The following is a 24,058-nucleotide window of genomic DNA, read 5'->3' as shown; positions in this document are numbered from 1 at the left end:
TGTTGAAAAACTGTTACAGCAGGTACTTGGGTGGTGTCAACCAAAACATCTGACTACGACCCAGAGGAGAACCAGTTTCTGGTAGTTTTATCCCAATCATACCTGCTTTTTTCAAGACTAAACTTTCTTTGACTTCTCCCCACAGGAGAATTTCTGCCCAATTGGTTAAATCAGGTTCGTGTCCAACCAGCGCCAGTTGGGTATTTTGGGAAAAATTTCTTGGCTCTAACCAGTCTTTTAGCCAACTAAAAATTTGACCATCATGGGCGAGGTGGCTAGATTCCTCTAACTGGGAGCTTAATTTTTCTGCTATCAGGATTTCAGCAGTTTGGCGGGCCCGCACTAAGGGACTGGTGAGAATTAAATCAAAGTTTAAACCTAATTTAACAAGTTTTTGGGCAACTTTCTCAGTTTTTTGCCTTCCTTCCTTGGTTAGGCTGCGTTCCTCATCTTTGATGCCTAATCCCTTGTCTTCGGCGATGCCATGACGAATTAAGTAAAGTTCCATACTTTGAATTTTGTTCGCGTACTGGGTCGTAACCCGTACTTAGTTAGGAGTTACGTTTGATGTTAATGAATCCATCCTAACTTTAATCATGATTACGTATTCGTTGATCTGCTATCTGCCCGATGCAACGTAGTCTAAAGTTTTATGGATATAGCAATAGGTTTAAACCTTGAATAAATCTGTAATCCCGTTGGTTTTTTGTGATAAACGGGTAATTCACCACTATTGCTGTAGCTGCAATCAGACTATCAGGAATAAGCAAGCCATGACTTAGCCGATAAGACCGCAATAAATCAACTGCTGTGTCAGATACAGTCTGGTCAATCTTAATGATGTAAAACTGCTTGAGGAAATTTTCTAGTGCTTGTAGTTCTGCTTTGTTACGACAACCAACCATTAGTTCCATTTGTGTGATTATGCTAATTGCCAAGCCAGAACTCGCTTTCAGATTTTGCAAACACTTTACTGCTTCGATAACACCGCTACCTGCATCAATTAGAATATCAGTATCAACGATAGTTGAGTTAGTCATGTAACTTTGACCACTCATTTTGTCTAACATCACGTACCCAAGCAGTACTATCAGTTAAATCTTGGCGATCGCTCCACATCCCAATAAAGCTATCATTTATCAAGTCAATATCTGGCGACTGAGAGGCAGGTTCAACTACTGCATATCTTTGCCGCAAAAAAGCAATAAAGTCGATTACTTGACGCTGTGCTTCCGCAGGAAGGGATAAAAACTCATTGAACAATTCTTGCTGTGTCATTCTTATGTCTCTCAAAAAGCAGAACTGATACAGATTTTAACGCTATGTCTCAGCTATTCACCCAGATAGCGCTAAAATATCGAGCAACACATCGCTGTCAAACAACACGCGCTTCAACTGTATTTTTAATCTAAATAATCAACATAAGTTTCTATCGGATTTTCTTCTCCTAGCTGGATTACACTTATTAAACTCTGAGTCCAAGGGTCAAGGTCGGTCAAAGGTTCTAAGGTGGAATTGAGAGGAATAGACGATAGAGTTTCTTGTTGAATTGATGCTAGAACAGACTGAACTAAATGCCAACGTTCTTTAATTGGTACTTACAGTACTTGTTTTTGTAGTTCTAGTAATGTTAAAAGTTTCGATAACTCTGCTGAGTCATCTTTGATACCTATCAGAAAAATGAAGATGGTTTTGAATTATTAAATAGTAGAACACCATTTACACTGATTAAACCTCTGTTTCAAATACTCCTGTTTGGGATGGCAAATTTTATCTTCTGGAACTCGTAACTTTATTCCATCAATTATTTGATACTCAGTGTTTTGAAGAATAGGGGAAATATGTACCATCATTGTTTTTGGATTAATGGCAATGAGATTTAAGTCAAATAAGGTATGTAAATCAGCACGTAACAACAAACCATTTGAGGGATTATTATTTTCGGTTTCAATATAAGGAATAATGTGGGCAGCTTCAAGTGCAGCCTCAGCATCAAAATTTGTAATTGCACATTTGCAAGAATAGGCTTTCAGCAAAGATTGACGAAACTGTGATTGACCCTGCCTCCTAACTATTGATACAGCAATTTTTTGACGAGCCTCAGTATCACTTGTACAAGTGAAGAAATTTTCCTTATCAAGCTCTTCTATTGCGGGCAATAGTTCATTCGTCTCTGGCGATGGCTCTGACTCAATCAGCAGTATTTTAGGCTTTGGTTCTATCGGTGCTTCTGGAGGCTTAGATATCTCACTCTCCCTTTTAATAATTGATTTACAATTCTTTATTCTCTCAATTGCTTTGCCATCTTTTGGATCAACTTCCAAAGCTAGTTGATAAGCATCAATTGCAGCTTGATACTGCTTTTTTTTCTTCCAATCATCACCTTGTTCAACAAATACATCAACAAGTCTTCGCCCTTTTTCTAACCTTTGATATTTGAGAGAATGTTCTTTCCATTCTGAATCTAAAAATTGAGCAGATTTACTATTGAATCTACGTCCACTTGCTCCAAAATTAAAATTTATTCCCTGAAATTGAGGTAATCTTCTTAAATCTTTTTGTTCCAGAGGAAAATCAAAGTCAACAACTGAATCTATTTGGATATTAACGGCAAAACATCTCCCATCGTAGGATATATATGCTGCACTTAAATCTGAATATTGTTTTCTATCTAAAAGCTTTAATTGCTCATCTTTTGGTGCTGCAATAACATGACCAGCAGCAATAAAGCCACTAGGTTCATTGCCAATATTTCCGCTTCTCTGAAAGTAAGCTCTATCTCCAACCTGTATAAATCTAGAATTCCAGCAACTCCAAGATGTTTCGTAGTATTGTCCTGACGAAATTTCTGATTTTATCAAGCCAGGAAGTTCACTATTTTTAATGATTCCTTTCCCACTGTAATATTCTGCTTCACCGTTGCAAAGAAAAATTATAGTTTCCATCAAAAATAAAATTGGCTAATCATGATTACCATGATGCTAGCCATTTATCATACTAAATATAAGCCGTATATTTACCCAATTTATAGTATGCGTAGCGGTCGTTATAGGGTAATTAAGCTTACGATTATTGGCCAGCGTTAGGATAAAAGTCTAAGTCTAAAATCTCATCAACAGAAAACGCACAAGCGATCGCAAAGCTATCCTCTGATAAACTTGTTTCCACCATTGCCTCTCGCCGCGCTCTTTGATAGTTAGTATTTATCCACTCGGCATCATTTAAAAAATACCGCAAGCTGGGACTTTCTTGCAGCAATTCATCTATATTCAGGCGCTCATGAGTAATAGTCACTTGCCAACTGTGACTACGACGTTCTGGTTGATACTTCCACTTCCACAAATGCGATAAGACTAACCGCAACCACTCTGCAACGCCCGCTGTTGATTACCCAAGTCCATCACTTCCTCAATTAAATGTTCTAAATCCAGCGTGTCCCAGTGGTGCGATCACAAAAGCTCTACTGTCTGCTCTATCCACGCACAAAAATCTTGCTCATACAGAGTTTGTAACATTTGCAATTCTATAGAGTTCATGGCGCTCCTTCTTCACAAATAAAATAGGTAGGTGCGATTTAATTTTATTTCTGCCTACCTACTTAACATTAGTCACAAACTACATCCTCAATTAGTTCAGCCTATGTGAAAAGACTAAAATTCCCAACTTTTGAGAAAAGTCGGGAATTTTGTTTATGAGGAATGACTTAGGGATATTATCTAACCAAACACTTTGACTGCTGCACGAGTTAGGAGTTCGCCCCATCTCCTTTATCTCCCTCTATTCTGATTGAATCGGGTTGTCTCTAGGATTCACTAACCTCAGCAGTTTTTGCTTAATTTGAGCGTCGAATACTTCCCATTTCATTTTCGCATAAGCAGAATTTTCATTGCTGCCAGATAAGAAGCCCATCGGGATTTCAAAGCCGCCTGCGCTTGTCCTTCCACCGCCGAAAAAGCGCCCTGCACTATCTTGTCCAAAGGCTTCTTTGATGAATTCATCGGGGTCAAGGGTCAGTTTGCTGGTTCTCAGGGAGCCAATGACTATTTCTAGTTCTTCGTCTTCATCGTGAACAATGCCGTAAACTACGGCGGTGTGGACATTTTCTTCGGTGACAAGAAAATCAGCCGCTTGGGGGATGGCGTCACGGTCTTCGTAGCGTAAGTAACCAACACCTGCAATGGAAAAGTTATTTTGGACGATGCGATTTTTTAGCGATCGCTCGATTACATCCATTACCCGCTTGGAACGGTTCGCCTGTAAAATAGCGTTTAGCAATTGGGCATCATAAAATCGGCTTAAATACGCCGCTGCCATAAAGTCTTCTTCTTGTGCTTGCATTAACCGATTTGTATCCGATCGCAAGCCATGCATCAAGGCAGTAGCGCATTTGACGTGTTGATTTATGCTGCTATCTAATGCTAATAATCCCGTTTGGAGGTATTGAGTAAAAATTGTTGCTGTCGCTCTTACATAAGGACGGATATCCTCAAACTCTGAGTGCAGATCGCCTTGGATGCTGTGATGGTCGATGAGTACCACTAAAGGAATTCCAGCCTGCTGCACCGCTGACAGTAGTTGCGAAGTGGTTCCCTGGTTGTCAATTAATACAAAACCTTGATAAGATGACAAATCTTTGGTTTTCAAGGTTTGCGTTGTCCAGCGTTGGATAGGTAAATTAGTCAGTCTTACCAAAGCAATATTTTCTTGATGGCTCAATGCACCAGCATAAATGATTTCACATTTGATATCATATTGCTGGGCAATTAACTGATAAGCCCAAGCACAAGAAAGGGCATCAGGATCAGGAAAATCTTGCAGAATTACCAGCTGGCGATCGTGTCGGTGTGCCAAAAGGGTTTTTTGCAATTCTTCTGACTTTTGTTGTGCCAGAGAATTACCACGCTGACTGAGATATATAGCCCCATCGCTTACCGATGGCGGTAATGACGGGCTTTTAAATGCAACTTCCACTGGCGCTTTCTCGATTTCAGGTTCCTCTGGGTTTGGCTCTGTGGTCAACGACAAACTCTCAAACTGAGTAACGGGAGAATTAAAATACATAGGGAACTTTTTTAAAGTGTGAGGCTCCTTTAATTCAGAAATACTACGAGCAGCAATTCACTGAATTTAGCCACATTAATTACGATCTTCGCAAAAATCTCAAGACATTGCACTATACATCTAAGTATATTTCTTGTCAGTAACAGCGCTTAACAATCAACTAACTTCCACTAAAGGGGATACAGCAAGGAAGTTTAAGATATCGGGCTGTATCTAGCAGGATAAATATGTTTTAGGAGTTTTGTTCTCTTTCGTGAATTGAATTAACCGGATTGTTATCTAACTTAGGGTATACTTTCTATCTTATACTTTGGAATTAGTCCTTGATATTTGAAATATTCTTATGCTTAATATTCTCATTATTGTGACTATTGAGCAATTAACAACTATTTTTCATGAACAACGCGTGTTTACTATCCCCTTTGAAAATTTTGAAAATTTAGAGTAAAGTCCAATGGAAAAGGGCAAAATACAGGGGGAGTAAAGAGCAAAAGGGAAACTCTATATACATACAACAAATTTAAAAGCTTGATAGTTGATCAATTGCCTTCGTTGCAAGCCATATAGCCGCCAATTTTTTAAGACTCCATAACTAAAGTTATTGGCTATTTCCCCAAGAAAGAGGGTATTTCTGCTTTCTCCTTTGCTCCTCGATTTTTTGCTCAAAGACCTATAACATACTTTTGCCACTCTGTATGCAGTCCACTCTTAAGATGTTTGCTGACCTCGAAATAGAGGCTGCTATAAGGTTGGCGCGGGGGATGACGCAAAGGCATGTGAGCTTCGTGGGGAGTCCGACTGCCTTTTTTGACATTGCAACGGACACAAGCGGTAACAATATTCTCCCAAGTATCGCCTCCGCCGCGCGATCGCGGTATTACATGGTCTAGTGTCAATTCATCCCCTGTGTAACCACAGTATTGACAGGCATGACCATCACGGTGCAATATATTTCGGCGAGTTAGAGGGATTTCTTTATAAGGAACGCGTACATAATGACGCAACCGGATCACGGTCGGCAACGGGAAATCCGTGTACAGAAATTTACCGTTGTGTTCCACGCGTTCTGCTTTGCCCTTGATTAAAAGAACTACAGCACGACGCCAACTCGTTATATTGAGAGGTTCGTAAGAGGCGTTTAAGACTAAAACCTTCCCCATTATTTGCGCTCAGGGTATGAGTTTTACAATATATTAACACAAATACACCCTGCTAGGGAGATGAGAAGAAATTATACTTTCGGGAGAATTTGGAAATTAAGTTATGAGTGAGGAGTTAGGAGTGAGGAGTTAAGAGTTGGAAAGTCAAATTTATCACTTGATTAAAATACTTACGTAGGCTGACGTAATCGCGCAGCTTCTCGTAGAGAAGAACGGAGTGAAAAATCGAGTCGTAAGATTTACTTCTAACTCCTAACTCATAACTCCTAACTCATAACTCCTAACTCATAACTCCTCACTCATAACTTTTAACTTTTACTTTAGCGCCGCAACATCTTGTATCAATTCCAATCTGAAGGTTAAACTTCCTATTTAATCTGATCTCGCTTTTAGGAGCGTGTATAGATAGATAACTTGCAAGTTTAGCCGTGGCGGGATAGGAGTCAGTACAAATGTTAAGTCGCAAACAAATCCCAGGTGTAGTTCCCAATCAGCAGTGCGATACTTACGCGTGGTTTTCGCAACGAGCTTGGGTAGAAATTGATTTAGAGGCGTTGTCGTACAATGTAAAGCAATTGGTGCAGTTTTTATCGCCGCGTACTCAGTTGATGGCAGTAGTAAAAGCTGATGCCTATGGACATGGAGCAGTAACAGTCGCCCAAATTGCCATCCAATCGGGAGCTAGTTGGCTGGGAGTGGCTACAGTTCCAGAAGCTATTCAATTGCGAGAAGGCGGGATTCAAGCGCCCATTTTGATTTTAGGGGCAACTCATACACTAGAGCAGATTCACGCGATCGCCCAATGGAAACTTCAGCCCACGCTTTGTAGCCCTAAACAAGCTTTAGTATTTTCTGATACCTTAGAATCGATGAATCACGGTTCTCCAGTGCCCGTACACATTAAATTAGACACAGGAATGTCGAGGTTGGGAACTGATTGGCGGCAAGCTGGTGAATTTGTGCAATTAGTGCAGCGCTTACCACATCTTGATATTGCCAGTATTTATTCGCATTTGGCGACAGCAGACGATCCTGATACCACGGCAATGGAAGAACAGCATAAACGATTTGAGGATGCGATCGCTCAAATCAAAGCAATAGGAATTGAAGTACCTTGCCTGCACTTGGCAAACTCAGCCGCCGCACTCACAAATCCAGCATTGCACTACGATATGGTGCGTGTAGGTTTAGCTGTTTACGGACTCTATCCAGCAACCCATTTACAAAATGCGATCGATCTTAAGCCTGTTTTACAACTTAAGGCACGAGTTACTCAAGTTAAAACAATTGCCGCAGGAACAGCTGTTAGCTATGGGCATAAATTTATTGCCCCACGTGAACTTCGCCTCGCTGTCGTGGGAATTGGCTATGCTGACGGTGTTCCTCGCAGCCTTTCCAACAAAATGCAGGCCTTAATTCGCGGTCAGCGGGTGTCGCAAATTGGGACAATTACAATGGATCAGTTGATGCTGGATGTGAGTGCCATACCCAATATCCAAGAAGGAGAAGTAGTCACCTTATTAGGAGAACAGGGAAAAGAACAAATTTCAGCAGACGACTGGGCAAAACAATTAAACACTATTTCGTGGGAAATTCTCTGTGGATTCAAGCATCGTCTGCCTCGTGTTGCAGTTATGTAATTGGGCATGGGGCATGGAGAAGAGGCAGAGGGGAAAGAGGTAATTTTTTATTCTCCCCTTTGCTTCCAGCAAGAACTGCTTCTTTATCTACTCCCGTCTCCCCTGCTTCTTCCTCATTCCCTATTTCCAAAAATAATTTCTTATGCTATTATAATAAACTGATGATGCGGATGTGGCGAAATTGGCAGACGCGCTAGATTTAGGTTCTAGTTCCGAAAGGAGTGAAGGTTCAAGTCCTTTCATCCGCACTTTTAATAAATTGAATTGCCTTATCTAGGCTGGTACTTATACTTGAGTTAAAACTTCAAGGATAGTTGCCAGCCTATTTAAATATCGTTTAAATAAAAATATATTTCGCCAGCATAGCTTCAGATATAAGAGGATATTTGAAAAATTATTTGTGGTGTGCTGCGCCTGTGAACAAGCCAGGGAAAGACTTTTAGCTTAATAGTCTGTTTTCCAGATGATAGTAAATGTGCGAAAGTGCATAAGTCCTAGTGGATTTAATAACCTACATACAATTTTCGTAGGTAGGATGTGTTGGGGATATAACGTACCATTCCGAGTCCTTTCAGTACCCTACTCTCGGCGGTAAAACACTTTGCAAAAAATAAGTTTTGCATTCTGTTTGATCTAGGTTCTTAAATGCAAATAACAAAAAATACATTTATAGCTTTCAATAAATAAGTATTGTTACTGTGGTCAATTTGAAGTTACTCGATGCAAAGTGGCTTCATTCAGTCCTTACTTGTTTAAAAACTAAATTTTACTTAAGTGTAAATACAGAAGTTAAAAGATATTACATCAATAAAATCAGTATTATTCCTGTGGTCAGATTAGGGTTACTCAATGGAAAGTGGCTTCATCTAGTCTTGACATTTTTATGTCTTATTTATCGAAAGATGTTGATAAATCTCAGTAACACTAAGTAGATTAATTACGATTTACGAATTTACTAAGATTTGCTCATCTGAAAATAACGCTACTCTCGTTGAGTTCTACCACAAATCTAGATGTAAACAGATGTACTTTAAAATCCGAAAGTTTAATGCTTTTTACTTGATTTTAATTGTGGAATAACTTTACACGAATTTAGCTTACACGTATCGAATTTTAGCTGAAGTAAAAGCAAAATGAGCACAACTCCTATAGGTAGCTACAGGTTGTTCCAGAAACTACATCCGCTATCTCTGTTGGCACAATTAACAAGTCGGCGTGCTACGGGTTGCTTAAGCGTATTTACCGGGATAGTTTCTTGGTCAATCTATCTAGAGGACGGTAAACTTACTTATGCCTCCTATTCAGATAAACTATTTGAGCGCCTTGACAGTCACTTACGGCGTTTGAGCCAGCAAATTCCTGCTCTCAACAATGCCACTCGTGTACAGATGCGGCTGATGTTTGAGACTAAAAATGAACATCAATCAATACCAAATGCAGATTACCAAGCTATTTGTTGGTTAGTAAATCAGGACTATATTACCTCTGTGCAAGCAGGAAGCCTGATAGACGAATTGGCAAAAGAAGTAATGGAATCATTTCTGTGTTTAAAAGAAGGTAGCTATGAATTCAGTCCAGAAAGCTCTTTGGATGAACTACCAAAGTTCTGTCACCTGGATTTACGGTTGCTTGTTGAACACTGTCAAAAACAGTTACGAAATCGGCAAAACATTCAGTCATCAATTCCGGCTGGTGGGAGTTCCCAAGTGTTATCTGTAACACAAACATCTCAAGTTCAGCCGCAACTGCAAATAAAAATTGGGCAAAAATTGCCAATCCCGATCAATTTTGATCTTCCTGAGAATAATAAAACTACTCAGCCAACTGTTGGCAAAAAACTATATACAATTGCCTGCATTGATGATAGCCAAACTGTTTTAAATTCCATTAAGCACTTTTTGGATGAAAACACATTTTCAGTTGTGATGATCAACGATCCGGTAAAAGCTTTAATGCAAATTTTACGGAGTAAGCCCGATCTGATTTTGCTAGATGTTGAAATGCCAAGTTTAGATGGCTATGAACTATGTTCATTATTACGTAAACATTCAGCTTTTAAAAATATACCGATCATTATGGTAACTGGTAGAACAGGATTTATCGACAGAGCAAAGGCTAAAATGGTCAGATCGTCAGGATATTTGACTAAGCCTTTTACACAATCAGAATTGCTAAAAATGGTTTTTAAGCATCTTGGTTGATTGAAATAAGGCAAATAAAAATAACAAAATATGTTTAATTTATTTTTTTAGGAGATTTGATAGTGAGCCTGACTTTGCTTGGCACAATTTTGATTGTAGAAGATTCTCCCAGCGAATTGGAATTAATGAGCCATTATCTCAAAGAGAGTGGTTACAACGTAATTAAAGCAAGTGGTGCAAAAGAAGGTTTAGAAAAAGCTGTGTTAGAAAAACCAGATGCGATCGTTACTGATGTAGTAATGCCAGAAATGAGTGGATTTGAATTGTGTCGTTCTCTGAGAAGAAATCCAATTACTGCAAAAGTGCCGATTGTGGTTTGTAGTTCTAAAAATCAAGAAATTGACCGTTTGTGGGCAATGAGACAAGGTGCAGATGCCTATATAACTAAACCTTACACCCGCGAACATCTTCTACGTACTATTAAATCAGTGGTAATTTGAATCAATGACTAGTACAAACATTACTCTTTCTTCAAAACCAATCCCGAATAATTTAGCAGATAGTTATCTAAAGTTTCAGCTAAATCAACAAACTACTGCTGTTTTATCAATGAGGCATACGCAAGAAGCAATTCTCGTGCCTGTTGAATCTATTACGTCAATACCGAATATGCCGTCCTGCATATTAGGATTAATGAATTGGCGGAGTCGGATAATTTGGGTAGTTGATTTACCAAGAATGCTCAATTTAGAATCTCTAGATTATCGACTGCGACAATACAATGTGATTGTTATCCAAGTGGAATCATTGGTATTGGGATTAGTTGTACAAGAAATAAAAGGTACAACCAAGTTCATAGTTGATGATATTCATTCTCCTATAGGACAAGTGACATCCAGTTTAGTTCCTTATTTATGTGGGTGCGTTGTGCAACAAGAAGAAATATTATTGGTATTAGATGCACAGGCAATTGTCCAGTCTTCTATTCTCCGTAGTGATTAGGGTGTACTACTAAAAAAAGCTTTTTAGTGTTCTTATTCACATATTTAGGAGAAATGATTTTATGTTTAATAAAACAAACACGAATCAAGGTAATAGCGTTCAAAATCGAGCATCACTGATTTCATCTCAAAAAGCTATTGGAACTGTAGTAAAGCTACCAAATAAGCTAAATAATAAAAGTGTGAATAATTCTTCTTTGAATCAGGGTATTGCCTATTTTACAAGGCTGGGATTAGTTAAGAAAGCGACTATTTTAGCGATCGCAATCGGTACAATACCAGTTTTGGGCATCGGTGCGATCGCTTTTGGTTTTGCTAATAAATCTATTACTAAGCAAATTACTCAATCTCAACAAGCCGAAGCCACTGGTTTGAGTGATAAAGTTAACCGCTTTATGCTGGGACGCTACGGGGATATTCAGGTAATATCAAACTTGCTATTTTTGACAAATTCTCAAGCTAGTATTAGTACTCAAGAAAAACAAGCAGTTTTAGATCGGGTTGTCGAAGCCTACAAAGCCTATGACGGTATTGCTGTTTTCGATCGCCAAGGTAACTTGATTGTCCAGTCTACAGGCGAACCCCTGGAAAATCCAAAAGACCGCACCTATTTTCAAGACGCTTTACAAAAAGATACTCCTGTCATCAGCAAACCGGAAGCAGCAAATACTGGTGTCGTGAGTATTTATCTAGCTGCACCTGTGAAAGAGACAAGAACGGGACAAACTATTGGCGTGGTACAAGCACGTATGCCCGTAAAATCTTTAGAAGAAGTTATCAAAAATTACGTAGCCAACGGGCAACAATACCATTTGCTTGATGCTTCAGGAACAGTTTTCTTGAGTCCCCAAAAGGAATTATTGGGGAAAGAGGCAAAGGGAGAGTATTCTAATTTACCTAAGCTGCTAGCAGCTAGAAAGGCAAATAGTTTTATAGAAGTTCCCAAAACTCACAAAAAACAAGAACTAGTCAGCTATGTACCAGCTAGTACGATAGATGGCTTACCTGATTTAAACTGGCAGGTACTTTTAGCTACAGACACCGCAACTGTATTTGAGCCGCAAAGACAATTGTTGTGGATTATAGCCATCGGTACAGCAGGGACAGCCTTGATTGTGGGTGCGATCGCATTTCGGTTAGCTAAACTGACTACACTGCCAATTCTCAATGCAACTGCGGCATTAGCAAAGTTAGGTCAAGGTAAATTTAATACCCGTCTGGAAATTGAAAGAGAAGACGAATTAGGGGTATTGAGTGCAAATATCAACCTGATGGCTGAACAATTGCAGGTCTTAGTTAAGGAACAGCAACAGGAACTGGATGTTGAAGGGGCAAAATTACTAGCAGATATTACCCTACGGATTCGGAAAATTCTCAAAACTGAAGATATCTATCACGCAGCAGTCAAAGAAGTTCAGCAAATCCTCAAAACAGACCGAGTAATAATTTATAGTCTGAATCCAGGTACTTTGGCTGGCGCTGTCGTTGCGGAATCGTTAACTGGTAATTGGCCGGAAATGCTGGGAGTGCAAATTGATGACCCCTATTTTCGGGAACATTATCTAGAAACTTATCTCGATGGAGAGGTACAAGCGGTTGCCAATATTCATCAAGACCAAAGCTTGAAAAATGCCGACGGTTACATCCAACTGTTGGAAAAATTTGCTGTCAAAGGTCTTTTAATCGTACCGATTCTTGCCCAAGAAAAACTTTTAGGCTTATTAATTGCTCATCATTGCGAAACTCCTCGTGTTTGGCAACAGCCGGAAATTGACTTGTTTCAACAAATAGCAACTCAAGTCGGCTATGCCTTAGAACAAGCCAAGTTATTAGAAGAGATAGAAAAAGTCAGAAATGTAACTGTAACCGGGTCAGACGAAACACTGCAACAACAACTTTTACAACTACTCAATGACGTAGAAGGTGCAGCTAGAGGTGACTTGACAGTGCGTGCAGACGTAACTGCTGGAGAAATTGGTACTGTTGCCGACTTCTTCAACTCCATTGTGGAAAGCCTCCGGGATATTGTTACCCAAGTTAAACAAGCTGCCATCCATGTAAATAGTGCCATTGGCTCTAACGAAGGAGCTATCCGCCACCTAGCAGAGGAAGCGCTAACCCAAGCTGCCGAAATCAACCGCACCCTTGATGCTGTTGACCAAATGACCCAATCCATGAAAGCCGTAGCCGAAAGTGCCGAAAAAGCTGCCTTCATTGCTAACCATGCTGCTCACACTGCTACTAAGAGTGGATACGCGATGGATTTGACAGTACAAAATATCCTCTCTTTGCGGGAAACTGTGGGTGAAACTGCTAAGAAAGTGAAACGCTTAGGAGAGTCTTCGCAACAAATTTCTCGCGTAGTGTCCTTGATTAACCAAATCGCGATTCAAACCAACCTGCTTGCTATTAATGCCGGCATCGAAGCAGCACGTGCGGGTGAAGAAGGTCAAGGTTTTGCTGTTGTTGCTGAAGAAGTCGGCGAACTAGCAGTCAGGAGTGCCGCCGCAACCCAAGAAATTGAACAAATTGTTGAAAATATCCAACGAGAAACCAGTGAAGTAGTGCAAGCAATGGAAATAGGCACTACCCAAGTGGTAGAAGGTACTCGAATTGTGGAGGAAGCTAAACAAAGTTTGAGTGAAATTTTGGATGTATCTTCTCAAATTGACTCCTTAGTGCAGTCGATTTCTACTGCAACAACATCTCAGGTTGAAATATCCCAAAGTGTTAGCCAATTGATGAAAGATATTGCTGCTATATCACAACGTACCAGCGATTCATCTCACCAAGTTTCCGAATCTCTGCAACAAACTGTGGATATTTCCCAGCAGTTGCAAGAGACTGTCGAGGCTTTCAAAGTTAGTTAAGTTTGTCATTTGTCATTTGTCTTTTGTCCTTTGCGATTTGCTAGTGATGAATACTTCTCTACGAGAGGCTACGCCAACGACTACGCTACTTCGGCTGCGCTCAGTACAAGTCAGTACAAGTGACGAATGACTTTTGTTATTTGTCTGTTGTCATTTGTCCTTTGTCCTTTTACTAATGACCAATGACCAATGACTAATGACTAATGACTAATGACCAATACTTCGGCTGCGCTCAGTACAAGTGACCAATGACCAATGACTAAGGACAAAAACCATGCTACAAGACAAAGAATTAGAAATCCAGATGCAGTTTCTGGAAGAAGCGACAGATTACTTGAATACCTTAGAAGGGGTATTGCTAGAAATCGATACTAGTAACCGCATCGATTTAGATAAAATCAATGCTGCACTCCGAGCCACTCATTCTATTAAAGGTGGCGCGGGGATGATGGGATTTAAATCGTTAAGTGATTTATCTCACCGTCTGGAAGATTCCTTTAAAGTTTTAAAAACTAAAAAAAATTCTTTAGAAATTGATACTCAGCTGCAAAGTTTATTGCTATCTGGAGTTGACTGGCTGCGTCAAATTGTGGAATTGCTTGCAGAAGGGAATGTTGTCGAAGATCAGTGGTTAGCAACTTTTTGTTATCCCATCTTCGATGAGTTGCACGATCGCTTGGGCGACCCCACCCCAGAAGATGCCTCAACTATGCTATCCCCAGAGGACGGGCAAGACGTTATCCCCTTGCTGTTTGCCACAGAAGTAGAAGAGTGTTTGCAGCGTCTAGAATCTATATTGGCAGATACCGAACAAGCCGGATTGCATGAAGAAATTGCGATTTTGGCAGCGGAATTAGGCGGTTTAGGGGAAATGCTCCAGTTGCCAGCTTTTAGCAAGCTTTGTCAGTCAGTAACGCAGCATTTGGAAACTGTTAGTAGCGATCGCATTCCCGAAGTTGCCCAATTAGCATTGCAAGCATGGCGGCGATCGCAAGCTTTGGTGCTGACAAATCAATTAGATAACTTACCTACAGCTATTGACTTGGGTAGTTCGCAATCCCAGCTACTATTGCCAGCAGAAGTAATACCACAACTTCTCCCTACAGATGTCATCGACACAGAAGTAGTGTCAACAGCTGTTTGGCAAGCAGAAATAACTCCAGAAACTTGGGTCAAAGATGAAGCAATTGCAGCCAATTTTACATTTGTAGATGCAGAAGTTGCTGATGATGTAAATTCTGTCAATGTAACTGAACACAATACAATATTTGCTAAAGAAGAGAATCCTCCAGATGCCAAATTGAGCGAAGGCAAAGGAGAGCCAGTTGCCGTTGGTAAAGAACGAGAAATTCATGAAAATAGCGTCCGAGTTCCTAGCAAACAGCTAGAGCAAATTAATGATTTATTTGGCGAACTGATTGTTCAACGAAATGGCTTAAACTCGCAATTAGAAAGATTACGCAAACTCGTTCGCAACCTCAACCAGCGAGTTCAAATTCTCGACCGCGAAAACCAGGAATTACGTATAGTTTCCGACAAAATTTCTACTCAAGCTACCTCACAGGTACAAGCTGAACACGGCCACCAACTACAAGGTACAAACACAGAATTTGATGCCTTAGAAATGGATCGCTATAACGAATTAAACCTGCGATCGCAGGAAGTTATGGAAACCATTGTTCAGGTACAGGAAGTCACAACAGATGTGCAACTAAGTGTAGATGATACAGACCATATTGCTCGTAAACTCAACAAAACATCGAAACAGTTACAGACCAAGCTAAATCACATCCGAATGCGGCCACTATCCGATTTAGTCGAACGTTTTCCCAGAGCTTTACGCGATTTAAATGTCGAATATGGCAAAAATGTTCAGTTAAAAATTGAAGGTGGCAACACTTTAATTGAACGCAGCATTTTAGAAGCTTTAAACGAACCTTTAATGCACTTGTTAAGGAACGCTTTCGATCATGGTATCGAAGACTCTGCCACGCGTCGCCTTTTGGGTAAACCAGAACAAGGATTAATTGAAATTACAGCTACTCACCGCAGTAATCGTACCATCATCACCATCCGTGATGATGGTTGGGGCATTTCTTTAGAGAAAATTCGCACCCGCGCTTTAGCTATGGGATTGGATGCTTCTTTACTGGCTAATGCTAGTGATGAAGAATTATTATCACTAATTTTTGAGCCAGGTTTTACCACCTCCGAACAAGTCACAGCATTATCTGGCCGCGGTGTCGGTATGGATGTAGTTCGCAACAACCTCAAACTAATTCGAGGAGATGTGAAAGTTGATACGGAACCAGGAGTTGGTACTACCTTCACCTTATCAGTACCCTTTACACTTTCCGTTGCGCGAGTTCTGCTGGTAGAAATCAATAAAATTCTATTGGCATTTCCCACAGATGTCATTTCAGAAATATCTTTACTCCAAGACGAGCGAGTTTTTGAAATGGCTGGTAGCGAAGTTTTAAATTGGCAAGGAACCATGCTGCCGCTGATTCGCTTAACTCGTTATTTAGAGTTTAATTGCCTACGCTACGATAGCGCAGAGTTGGAAATTCCGGCAGCCATTAGTACCAACAGCGTGTTAGTAGTCAAAGGTAATAATCAGTCAGTAGCAATCCAAATAGATCGTTGCTGGGGTGAACAAGAAGTTGCGATTCGCCAAGTCGAAGGAAATATACCTTTACCTGAAGGCTTCAGCAACTGCACAATTCTCGGTGATGGTCGAGTAGTGCCACTAGTGAATGTCAATGAGTTGCTGTATTGGATTGCTACAAATAAAAAGACACCGAGAGGTACTCAATTACCATCAGCAAGGTTAAAAACACCGTTCCTGATATTTGATGAAGAGAAAATTTCGGCAGCATCTATTAAGCAAAAAGGCACAATTTTAATCGTAGATGATTCGATTAATGTTCGCCGCTTTTTAGCTCTGACTCTTGAAAAAGGAGGCTATCAAGTAGAGCAAGCTAAAGATGGTCAAGATGCCTTAGAAAAACTCCATAGTGGATTAAAAGTGGAAGCAGTAATTTGCGATATTGAAATGCCTCGCCTTGATGGTTATGGCTTTTTAGGTAAGGTAAATTCAGACGTTGATACAAAAAATATTCCAGTTGCTATGCTGACTTCTCGTAGCAGCAATAAACATCGGCAACTAGCTATGCAATTGGGGGCGCGGGCTTACTTTTCTAAACCTTATAACGAGCAAGAATTACTCCAAACGCTGGAGGAGATAATTCGTAATGTTGCAGAACAGGCAGCTTCTAATTAAAAATTGTTAATTCATAATTAGGTTTTAGATATTTTCGTAGGGTGCATTAGTCTTTGGCTAACGCACCATTTGTTTTAACTTCTAATGTCTTGGCGACTGGAAGTCACAGCTACACGAGACTTTACCCGCCTGCGCGGGTTCAAAAACTAAATTATATCAGTAATCATCGCCTAGCTTTTGCGTCATATTATTGGTGTGAATTGAAATAAATATACGTAAACTCAATTTGTAGTGAATTTATGGTAACTGTAACATTGACGGCTGTTGCTACTGCGATCGCAACTACATATTGAACTAAAGCACAGGACAAAAACACAGAAGCTATCGTTATAAATAAAGTTGTTATCTTTACCAAGCTTGTCTCTTCGTTACCAACACGACTTGTTTTGTGACGAATGCTTATCCGTTGGTAACAACACAACTTGTTTCGTGACGAATGCTTATCCGTTGGTAACGACACAACTTGTTTTGTTACCAATACAACCTGTTTCGTTACCAAAGCTTATCTATTTGTGCAAACATTTATGCGATCGTTACTACAGCTTAAGCAAAACTTATCAATACAAATTCTAACCAAAGCTTAGAGCTATTTTTTTTTCAGGTAAGCAGCAACATCAAGGACAATAAACTCGCTACCTAAAATCCCAGGACAGAAAATGCTAAGATTCCAATCAAATATGGCATTTGCACAGCTATGACAACCACGCTGCACAAATCTATCTCTTTAGCAGAGTTCCTCAAACTGCCAGAAACAGAACCTGCTAGTGAATTTATCGATGGTCGTATCTACCAGAAACCAATGCCACAAGGCAAACATTCCCGCCTACAACTAAAACTTTGTAACGCAATTAGTCAAATTGCTGAAGAACAAGAAATTGCCTTGGCTTTTCCAGTATTACGCTGTACCTTTGGTGGACGTTCGATTGTACCAGACGTGAGTGTATTTACTTGGGAACGGATTCCCTTTGATGCTAATGGGGAAATTGAAAATACCTTTGGAATTTATCCTGATTGGACAATTGAAATTCTTTCACCAGAACAGAATACAACCAAGGTAATTATAAATATTCTTCACTGTCTAAAACACGGTACTCGATTAGGATGGTTGCTTGATCCCAATGAACGCTTAGTATTAGTATTTTTGCCAGGGCAGCAACCTATAGAGATAACTGGGGATGAAGTCTTGCCTGTACCTGACTTTTTGCAACTTAATTTAACGGTTACGCAGGTTTTTGCATGGCTAAAGCCAACAAAAATTAGTCAATAAAGATGATTAATATTCAGTTAAAAGATAGTAAGAATAATATCCCAGACTTTTGTAATTTTGAAAAATTAATCCGAGGAGTTTTAGGTGACAAAAAATAATAAAAAAAAGGCGATCGCTCAAGCTATTTCCACAGTCGTTGCTCTGGGTTGGGTGATAATGCAAGTGGAATCAGCACAAGCTGCTACCTTGGTGGTTAACAATCTCAATGATAGTGGCGTCGGCTCGTTGCGAGACACTATCAACATTGCAGCTAGCAATGACGTAGTAGAGTTCTTATTGGGCAGTAATCCTAGTACAATTACACTGACAAGTGGGGCACTTGCGATTGCCAAAAATCTCACTATTAATGGCCCAAGTGCTAACTTACTTAGCATCAGTGGCAATAATCAATTCCCCGTGTTTGACATTAACGCCGCGAATGTTACACTTTCTGGGCTTGCGATCGCTGGCAATATCAACGCTTACAATTCTAGTAATCTAACGTTTACCAATAGCACCATCAGCGGTGACAATGTGAATATAGATGGTAACTTAACACTTATCAATAGCACTATCAACAGCGAGAATTTAGCGATCAAGGGTGGACTAACAGGAATCGATGATAGTAATGTAAACGTTTTAAATAGCATCACCATTGGCGGCAATTTAACAAGCTCTAGCGGCAATTTAACTATCTCTACTGGCAGCCTGCGAATTAACGCTAGTAGCAATAATTCAGAAGCAGCAGGTAGTTTAACTGTTACAGCCGATAGTGTTGTTGTAATAAGTGGTAGTCAGGTAACGATTCCCATTAGCACTAGCGGCAATTCTGGACAAATTAACAGTGGTAGCCATAATTCAGGAGCAGCAGGCAACATCACTATCAACTCTGGTACTTTGATATTGAACCCTGGTGCTATTCTATCGAAACCAGTACCCGAACCAAGTGCGATCGCTGGTACTATACTTGCTGGTAGTCTGGCTTGGCTAGTGAAGAGAAAGCAAGTAGTATTTCGCAAGGTGAAAGTATAATTAATTATTAAAACAAATTTGTAAATGAAATAGTTTAAATAATTAGCCCGTCTGTGCGGGCTAATTATTTTATGTGCAATTAGTCAAAGATAATATCAATTACCTGAAACTAAAATAATTCCAGGAACCTTTATTAAGCCTCAACTTTTACACCCTTCCAGAAAGCCACATAACCTTCAATATTCTTAGCCTTCTCCTTGGCGGTGGGATAATACCAAGCAGCATCTTTATTGATTTGCCCATCAACTTCGATACTGTAGTAACTGGCAACACCTTTCCAAGCACAAGTAGTGTGGGTGTTACTTTCAGTAAAGTACTGCTTGTTAATGGCGTCAACAGGGAAATAATGGTTGCCCTCCACAACTACAGTATTATCACTCTCGGCTAAAGTAGCTCCATTCCAAATTGCTTTCGGCATAAATGACTTTGTAAATAAACTATACATATAACATTTTTACACTATCAGCTTATTTGTAGTGAATTTCTGGAACCTGTAACGCTGCAAAATAGTTCAGAAGTCATAAAGAGGCAATGAGTTACAGGATTTCCCTTTGATATTAATTACAATCACTTTTACTTATCAATTTGAAAATTAAAAGCATTTGCTTCCATCATCAAGATTTTCTAACATATTGGTATGGAAAGTTTATTAGCCAAAACAAAGTTATATTTCGGTTGATAGCCTCAAGTAAAAAATCTCTAGATATGTGAGTAAGCGATGCCTGCGGTGTTCACTGACTTGTACTGAGCGCAGTCGGCTTTGTCGTACCACTTGCCTACGGCACGCTACCCAAACGTGGAAGCAAGCTACGCGCAGCGTCTCGTAGAGAAGTGCGAACTAAGCTAAAGCATATTCTAGCAATACTTGTGAGGCAAGGAGTTTATTTAGCATATCTTTGACTCTTTTAAGTTCTGACTCAGCCTTCTTTGAATGTTCAATTTATCCAATTTGGGTGAATTTGACTAACCCGTTTAGGTAATTAACAAATCAACCCATCAGATCAACTGATCCTAAAAGGTTGAGATTAAAAAAATAGTGGACTCTATTTTTAGAGAATACTGATTGCAATTGCACTTTGTTCTAATTGAGGATAACTCTATGAAATTCACAAACTCGCTAAATTCTGCACATATTATTGCTTGGATTAACTCTATGTCCAAAATCACTTACTTTCATCAAAGCAAAAATCACAATAGCCCATCAATAAATACAGATGTCAACTCTGATACTTACCCTAGTTATTCCACGAATCCCAATTCTCTCAAACCTTTTGATACTGCTTCTATTGCCTATTACATGATGGGTTTTGGTAATTTTGAATGAGCTAAGTTACATCTGGGCTTTTGAGGTGTAGTCTATATCATTTTACCAATTACAGTTTTGTTTACAAAATAGTCTCTTATGAAACTATGGTAATTTACTTCAAAGCTTATCCCTCAAGCTTTGAGGATATTACTTTACGCGAATTTATGATTAATAAATCAATAAATATGATGACCTAATCACAAGAGCTTAAATTGCTACACAAGAAGATTCTATTACTTGAAAAGACTAATTAATTTCTACCAAGGATAAACTCATGAAATACCCAAGTTTGCTCAATTCTGCACTTATCATTACTTCTATAGCTTTGATACCTGGAATTGCTAGCGCTCAAACAGTTAATAGTAACGATGGTGGTGGACAAATAAATACAGATGCCAACTCTAATACTTTACGCAAAAATCCTACAGATACTAAATATCTGCAACCCTTTAATATTGCCTTTTTAGCTTATCAAGGTTATTTAAAAGAGCAGGGTATTCCCAGTGGAGGCACTTTGTTATTCAAATACCAAACCGGATACTTGACTGCAAAAGATGTGGTTCAAGCTGCTATCAGGGCTAATAAGTTACCAGCGGAAGTTTTGAACGATCGAGGTTACGTCAACGCAGTCGAGTTACAGATGACATCATTTGGCGATATTAATGATTCACAATAGACAATTTAGGCTTGTCAAGTTCCTAACGGATTTACAGCATAACTAAGTCTCTGGAGTGCTGAAATCGATCTCTGCATCTCCCAAATCTATTTAAATCATGCTGTAGAAGCACATCAATACTGTACTTCTACAGCATTTTCTATTTAGCATTCTACTAATTGGTATAGTGAAACGTTTGAAAATCACGAATTAGTAGTTAGTTAAACGCAGCGGCGATATTTGAGGTGATAAACTAAGCCACGGTGAGCAAGATCAAAAGAGTCAATGGTGGCTATCCCAATACCACTAGCACGCATCGAAGCATTTACCCGCATATTTACACTATCACCACAAGCCGACCAAATATTAGCTACGGTTGCCAAGCTATCTCGAACAAAGAAGCTTTATTTTCTAACAGTATGCTTGGAGTCAATGTTTTGCTAAAACCATTATTCCATAAGCATTATAGATTATACTTTCGTAAGAAAAGAGGAATAAGGTTAAAGCTTAGTCTGAAAAGCATTTGAAAATGAGCCATCGCTTGATTTATCCTGCTGCTGAGTTGATTAGGTTTGAGAGAAAGTCGCACACAGGGTTAGAATAACTAAAAACATGAGGATAAGAAAAGTTGGTGGCGAATATATCTCATATCCCCAAATTACCCATACCACCGTCTCTTTTGGGGTCAGAAGTTAGTTCTTTTGCTGAGTATACAGTTACTCAACGAATGCCTGCGATCGCTCGCAAAGTTATTGCTGAAAATAATTTCTCCTCTGAAATTAATACCAACTTAGAAAACTTGGCTACAGAATTGCCAGCTGGATATGTGCAACCTCTTTTAAATAAGACTGCTGTAGATTTTTCAGCCTGGAATACATATTTAGAATTATACAAAGGTCAGCGTTGGCTAGATATTCCTTGGTTTTTTGCCGAAACTTATTTTTTTCGGTTAATTCTAGAAATTACTAATTATTTTCGTCCTGATGTATCGCAAGGTGTCGATCTATTTGAGTTACAAAAGTCTCAAAGTTTAGAAGCATCTCTGGACTCGATTGTTCTACTGTGCGAGCGGGCTAACAATTGGTTAAATAATTCCCCAGGGAAGGGAGAATTAAATCAAACAGCTTTAATAGCGCTGTTATATTTTGCTTTGTGGGGAAATCGAGTTGACTTAAGTTTATGGTCAGCATCCGAGAGCGATCGCAGTCGTTTTGATATTCAAACCCAACTAGCTCACATTTTAGTAAATGATGCCTCCCAAGTCACAGAATTGTTAACCAACTCTCAAGGGGGACGGATTGATTTTGTTGTAGACAATGCTGGTTTTGAACTTGTTTGTGATTTATGTTTAGTAGATTTTTTGTTAAGTAGCGGATTGGCGAATCGGGTTTACCTACACTTAAAGCCACATCCGACTTTTGTATCTGATGCCATGATTAAAGATGTACATTACACAATAAGTTTTTTAGCCGCTACTGGAAATCAACAACTTACATCCTTTACCCAAAGACTGCAAGACAATATTGCATCAGGGCATTTAGTACTATCTGAAGATTACTTCTGGACATCGCCTTTAGCCTTTTGGGAAATACCCAACTACCTCAAAAATGAGTTAGCCAATGCGAGTTTGGTTATAGTCAAAGGAGATGCTAATTATCGTCGATTATTAGGCGATCGCCACTGGGATCTTACCACTGACATTGCAGATATAGTTTGTTACCTACCTGTGCCAATGGTAGCTCTACGCACCCTAAAGTCAGAAGTAGCAGTTGGTTTAAAACCAGAAGTTATTGAGAAAGTAGCAAAATCTGACTCTTCTTGGTTGACAAATGGACAGTGGGGTGTGATTCAGTTGGTGATTTAGGCAATTTTGAAACATCGAGATAATTTGTAAAAGAAGTATACGTATCTTCACTACTTCTACGGTCGTCTACCCTACCCGTATCACCACAACCAGCTTAGGATAGACTAGAACAACTTTCTAAGGAAAATGGTAGAAAAAATCACAGCTGTGTTTAATGGCAAAGTGTTCTATCCGGCTGAACCGATCGCATTGCCAATTAATACTCGCGTGCGAATCAGTATTGAAATTTTACCGCCAAGCGAACATGAAACGGTATCATTTCTGCAAACGGCGCGATCGCTCAACCTCGAAGGGCCGGCTGACTGGTCTGCCAATATAGATAAATATTTGTACAGTAAATAAACTTTTCATGCATTCTGAAGTCTTTCTGGATACATCATTTGCCATTGCCTTATCTGCACCGAGCGATCGCTTGCATGACCGAGCCTTACATCTGGCTAAAATGTTACAAGCAGCAGAAACTCGTTTGGTGACAACACAGGCGGTGATGTTGGAAATTGGCAATGCCTTATCCCAACAACCTTATCGTCAGGCTGCAATCATATTGTTAAATTCTCTAGTAGCAGACTCCAAAGTAGAAATTGTCCCCCTTTCCCAAGAACTCTACGAACGTGCTTTCGAGCTATATCGAGAACAAACAGAGAAAGAATGGGGATTTGTCGATTGCGTATCTTTTATTGTCATGCAATATAGTGGAATCATTGAAGCACTAACCGCTGATGAGCATTTTCAACAAGCAGGCTTTCGAGCCTTACTGCGAGAAAATTTGCCGTAAGGATTTGGGAATTGGGTATGAGAC

The 24,058-nt window shown here is 39.6% G+C and carries 20 protein-coding genes, 1 tRNA gene and 2 pseudogenes; 14 read left to right on the top strand and 9 right to left on the bottom strand.

What is annotated here, in order from left to right; genetic code table 11:
- Positions 1-13: 13 nt before the first annotated feature.
- From sixA to RMY27_RS19505, 7 genes and pseudogenes are all read right to left on the bottom strand, one after another.
- Positions 14-508: a phosphohistidine phosphatase SixA gene (gene sixA, locus RMY27_RS19540; RefSeq protein WP_322665970.1), complete on the bottom strand. Its 495-nt coding sequence runs from the start codon at positions 506-508 to the stop codon at positions 14-16.
- A 142-nt stretch (positions 509-650) separates the two neighbouring features.
- Positions 651-1,040, bottom strand: coding sequence for a type II toxin-antitoxin system VapC family toxin (locus RMY27_RS19535; protein WP_322665968.1), 390 nt, complete (start codon positions 1,038-1,040; stop codon positions 651-653).
- Positions 1,033-1,278, bottom strand: a complete 246-nt coding sequence (locus tag RMY27_RS19530) for a hypothetical protein (RefSeq protein ID WP_322665966.1) — start codon at positions 1,276-1,278, stop codon at positions 1,033-1,035. Before RMY27_RS19530 ends, RMY27_RS19535 begins: the two co-directional genes overlap by 8 nt.
- Before the next feature lie 422 nt (positions 1,279-1,700).
- Positions 1,701-2,945 carry an HNH endonuclease gene (locus tag RMY27_RS19525; protein ID WP_322665964.1) on the bottom strand — a complete coding sequence of 415 codons (1,245 nt, stop codon included), beginning with the start codon at positions 2,943-2,945 and terminating at the stop codon, positions 1,701-1,703.
- 124 nt (positions 2,946-3,069) lie between these two features.
- Positions 3,070-3,401 (bottom strand): annotated as a pseudogene (locus RMY27_RS19520) (DUF29 domain-containing protein).
- A 376-nt stretch (positions 3,402-3,777) separates the two neighbouring features.
- Positions 3,778-5,061, bottom strand: a complete 1,284-nt coding sequence (locus RMY27_RS19510; protein ID WP_322665959.1) for a bifunctional oligoribonuclease/PAP phosphatase NrnA — start codon at positions 5,059-5,061, stop codon at positions 3,778-3,780.
- Positions 5,062-5,723: 662 nt separating this feature from the next.
- A complete protein-coding gene (locus RMY27_RS19505) occupies positions 5,724-6,221 on the bottom strand; it encodes an HNH endonuclease (protein WP_094349059.1) in 498 nt (165 codons plus the stop codon).
- A 452-nt stretch (positions 6,222-6,673) separates the two neighbouring features.
- On the opposite strand from RMY27_RS19505, the gene alr reads away from it, so the two are divergent.
- From alr to RMY27_RS19460, 9 genes are all read left to right on the top strand, one after another.
- The gene (gene alr / locus RMY27_RS19500) at positions 6,674-7,861 is read left to right on the top strand and encodes an alanine racemase (protein WP_322665955.1); all 1,188 of its coding nucleotides are present in this window, start codon (positions 6,674-6,676) and stop codon (positions 7,859-7,861) included.
- 166 nt (positions 7,862-8,027) lie between these two features.
- A tRNA-Leu gene (locus RMY27_RS19495) sits at positions 8,028-8,109 on the top strand.
- A gap of 885 nt (positions 8,110-8,994) precedes the next feature.
- The gene (locus RMY27_RS19490) at positions 8,995-10,062 is read left to right on the top strand and encodes a response regulator (protein ID WP_322665953.1); all 1,068 of its coding nucleotides are present in this window, start codon (positions 8,995-8,997) and stop codon (positions 10,060-10,062) included.
- 62 nt (positions 10,063-10,124) lie between these two features.
- Complete coding sequence (locus RMY27_RS19485; protein WP_069071198.1) at positions 10,125-10,502, top strand: response regulator transcription factor; 378 nt, start codon at positions 10,125-10,127, stop codon at positions 10,500-10,502.
- Between the two features lie 4 nt (positions 10,503-10,506).
- Positions 10,507-11,004, top strand: coding sequence for a chemotaxis protein CheW (locus tag RMY27_RS19480; RefSeq protein ID WP_194042956.1), 498 nt, complete (start codon positions 10,507-10,509; stop codon positions 11,002-11,004).
- Between the two features lie 61 nt (positions 11,005-11,065).
- Positions 11,066-13,873, top strand: coding sequence for a methyl-accepting chemotaxis protein (locus tag RMY27_RS19475; RefSeq protein ID WP_322665950.1), 2,808 nt, complete (start codon positions 11,066-11,068; stop codon positions 13,871-13,873).
- Between the two features lie 274 nt (positions 13,874-14,147).
- Complete coding sequence (locus RMY27_RS19470; protein WP_322665948.1) at positions 14,148-17,156, top strand: hybrid sensor histidine kinase/response regulator; 3,009 nt, start codon at positions 14,148-14,150, stop codon at positions 17,154-17,156.
- Between the two features lie 694 nt (positions 17,157-17,850).
- A complete protein-coding gene (locus RMY27_RS19465) occupies positions 17,851-18,423 on the top strand; it encodes a Uma2 family endonuclease (RefSeq protein ID WP_322665946.1) in 573 nt (190 codons plus the stop codon).
- A gap of 84 nt (positions 18,424-18,507) precedes the next feature.
- Complete coding sequence (locus tag RMY27_RS19460) at positions 18,508-19,434, top strand: PEP-CTERM sorting domain-containing protein (RefSeq protein ID WP_322665945.1); 927 nt, start codon at positions 18,508-18,510, stop codon at positions 19,432-19,434.
- A 133-nt stretch (positions 19,435-19,567) separates the two neighbouring features.
- Here RMY27_RS19460 and RMY27_RS19455 read toward each other — a convergent pair whose 3' ends face one another.
- On the bottom strand, positions 19,568-19,852 hold the full coding sequence (locus RMY27_RS19455; RefSeq protein WP_322665943.1) for a DUF427 domain-containing protein: 285 nt from the start codon (positions 19,850-19,852) through the stop codon (positions 19,568-19,570).
- Between the two features lie 681 nt (positions 19,853-20,533).
- Here RMY27_RS19455 and RMY27_RS19450 point away from each other — a divergent pair.
- Both RMY27_RS19450 and RMY27_RS19445 read left to right on the top strand, forming a co-directional pair.
- A complete protein-coding gene (locus tag RMY27_RS19450; RefSeq protein ID WP_322665941.1) occupies positions 20,534-20,758 on the top strand; it encodes a hypothetical protein in 225 nt (74 codons plus the stop codon).
- A gap of 256 nt (positions 20,759-21,014) precedes the next feature.
- Positions 21,015-21,416, top strand: a complete 402-nt coding sequence (locus RMY27_RS19445; RefSeq protein ID WP_322665939.1) for a hypothetical protein — start codon at positions 21,015-21,017, stop codon at positions 21,414-21,416.
- 200 nt (positions 21,417-21,616) lie between these two features.
- Here the strand turns inward: RMY27_RS19445 and RMY27_RS19440 are convergent.
- A pseudogene (locus RMY27_RS19440) lies at positions 21,617-21,790 on the bottom strand (DUF4360 domain-containing protein); the annotation flags it as partial.
- 236 nt (positions 21,791-22,026) lie between these two features.
- Here RMY27_RS19440 and RMY27_RS19435 point away from each other — a divergent pair.
- The 3 genes from RMY27_RS19435 to RMY27_RS19425 all read left to right on the top strand — a co-directional run bounded on the left by RMY27_RS19435 (position 22,027) and on the right by RMY27_RS19425 (position 24,034).
- Positions 22,027-23,259: a damage-control phosphatase ARMT1 family protein gene (locus RMY27_RS19435; protein WP_322665937.1), complete on the top strand. Its 1,233-nt coding sequence runs from the start codon at positions 22,027-22,029 to the stop codon at positions 23,257-23,259.
- A gap of 126 nt (positions 23,260-23,385) precedes the next feature.
- Positions 23,386-23,601 (top strand): hypothetical protein, encoded by a 216-nt coding sequence (locus RMY27_RS19430; protein WP_292746820.1) that lies wholly within the window; start codon positions 23,386-23,388, stop codon positions 23,599-23,601.
- Between the two features lie 7 nt (positions 23,602-23,608).
- Positions 23,609-24,034, top strand: a complete 426-nt coding sequence (locus RMY27_RS19425) for a type II toxin-antitoxin system VapC family toxin (RefSeq protein WP_322665935.1) — start codon at positions 23,609-23,611, stop codon at positions 24,032-24,034.
- The last annotated feature ends 24 nt before the right edge of the window (positions 24,035-24,058 follow it).

It is taken from the genome of Nostoc sp. DedQUE09 (assembly GCF_034530915.1).
GTDB lineage: Bacteria > Cyanobacteriota > Cyanobacteriia > Cyanobacteriales > Nostocaceae > Nostoc.
This window is presented reverse-complemented; position numbering and strand designations above follow the sequence as displayed.

Excerpts from the sequence above, each read along its gene's own strand:
- sixA (WP_322665970.1), bottom strand. The coding sequence starts at position 508 with ATGGAACTTTACTTAATTCGTCATGGCATCGCCGAAGACAAGGGATTA.
- RMY27_RS19535 (WP_322665968.1), bottom strand. The coding sequence starts at position 1,040 with ATGACTAACTCAACTATCGTTGATACTGATATTCTAATTGATGCAGGT.
- RMY27_RS19530 (WP_322665966.1), bottom strand. The coding sequence starts at position 1,278 with ATGACACAGCAAGAATTGTTCAATGAGTTTTTATCCCTTCCTGCGGAA.
- RMY27_RS19525 (WP_322665964.1), bottom strand. The coding sequence starts at position 2,945 with ATGGAAACTATAATTTTTCTTTGCAACGGTGAAGCAGAATATTACAGT.
- RMY27_RS19510 (WP_322665959.1), bottom strand. The coding sequence starts at position 5,061 with ATGTATTTTAATTCTCCCGTTACTCAGTTTGAGAGTTTGTCGTTGACC.
- RMY27_RS19505 (WP_094349059.1), bottom strand. The coding sequence starts at position 6,221 with ATGGGGAAGGTTTTAGTCTTAAACGCCTCTTACGAACCTCTCAATATA.
- alr (WP_322665955.1), top strand. The coding sequence starts at position 6,674 with ATGTTAAGTCGCAAACAAATCCCAGGTGTAGTTCCCAATCAGCAGTGC.
- RMY27_RS19490 (WP_322665953.1), top strand. The coding sequence starts at position 8,995 with ATGAGCACAACTCCTATAGGTAGCTACAGGTTGTTCCAGAAACTACAT.
- RMY27_RS19480 (WP_194042956.1), top strand. The coding sequence starts at position 10,507 with ATGACTAGTACAAACATTACTCTTTCTTCAAAACCAATCCCGAATAAT.
- RMY27_RS19475 (WP_322665950.1), top strand. The coding sequence starts at position 11,066 with ATGTTTAATAAAACAAACACGAATCAAGGTAATAGCGTTCAAAATCGA.
- RMY27_RS19470 (WP_322665948.1), top strand. The coding sequence starts at position 14,148 with ATGCTACAAGACAAAGAATTAGAAATCCAGATGCAGTTTCTGGAAGAA.
- RMY27_RS19465 (WP_322665946.1), top strand. The coding sequence starts at position 17,851 with ATGACAACCACGCTGCACAAATCTATCTCTTTAGCAGAGTTCCTCAAA.
- RMY27_RS19455 (WP_322665943.1), bottom strand. The coding sequence starts at position 19,852 with ATGCCGAAAGCAATTTGGAATGGAGCTACTTTAGCCGAGAGTGATAAT.
- RMY27_RS19450 (WP_322665941.1), top strand. The coding sequence starts at position 20,534 with ATGAAATTCACAAACTCGCTAAATTCTGCACATATTATTGCTTGGATT.
- RMY27_RS19445 (WP_322665939.1), top strand. The coding sequence starts at position 21,015 with ATGAAATACCCAAGTTTGCTCAATTCTGCACTTATCATTACTTCTATA.
- RMY27_RS19430 (WP_292746820.1), top strand. The coding sequence starts at position 23,386 with ATGGTAGAAAAAATCACAGCTGTGTTTAATGGCAAAGTGTTCTATCCG.
- RMY27_RS19425 (WP_322665935.1), top strand. The coding sequence starts at position 23,609 with ATGCATTCTGAAGTCTTTCTGGATACATCATTTGCCATTGCCTTATCT.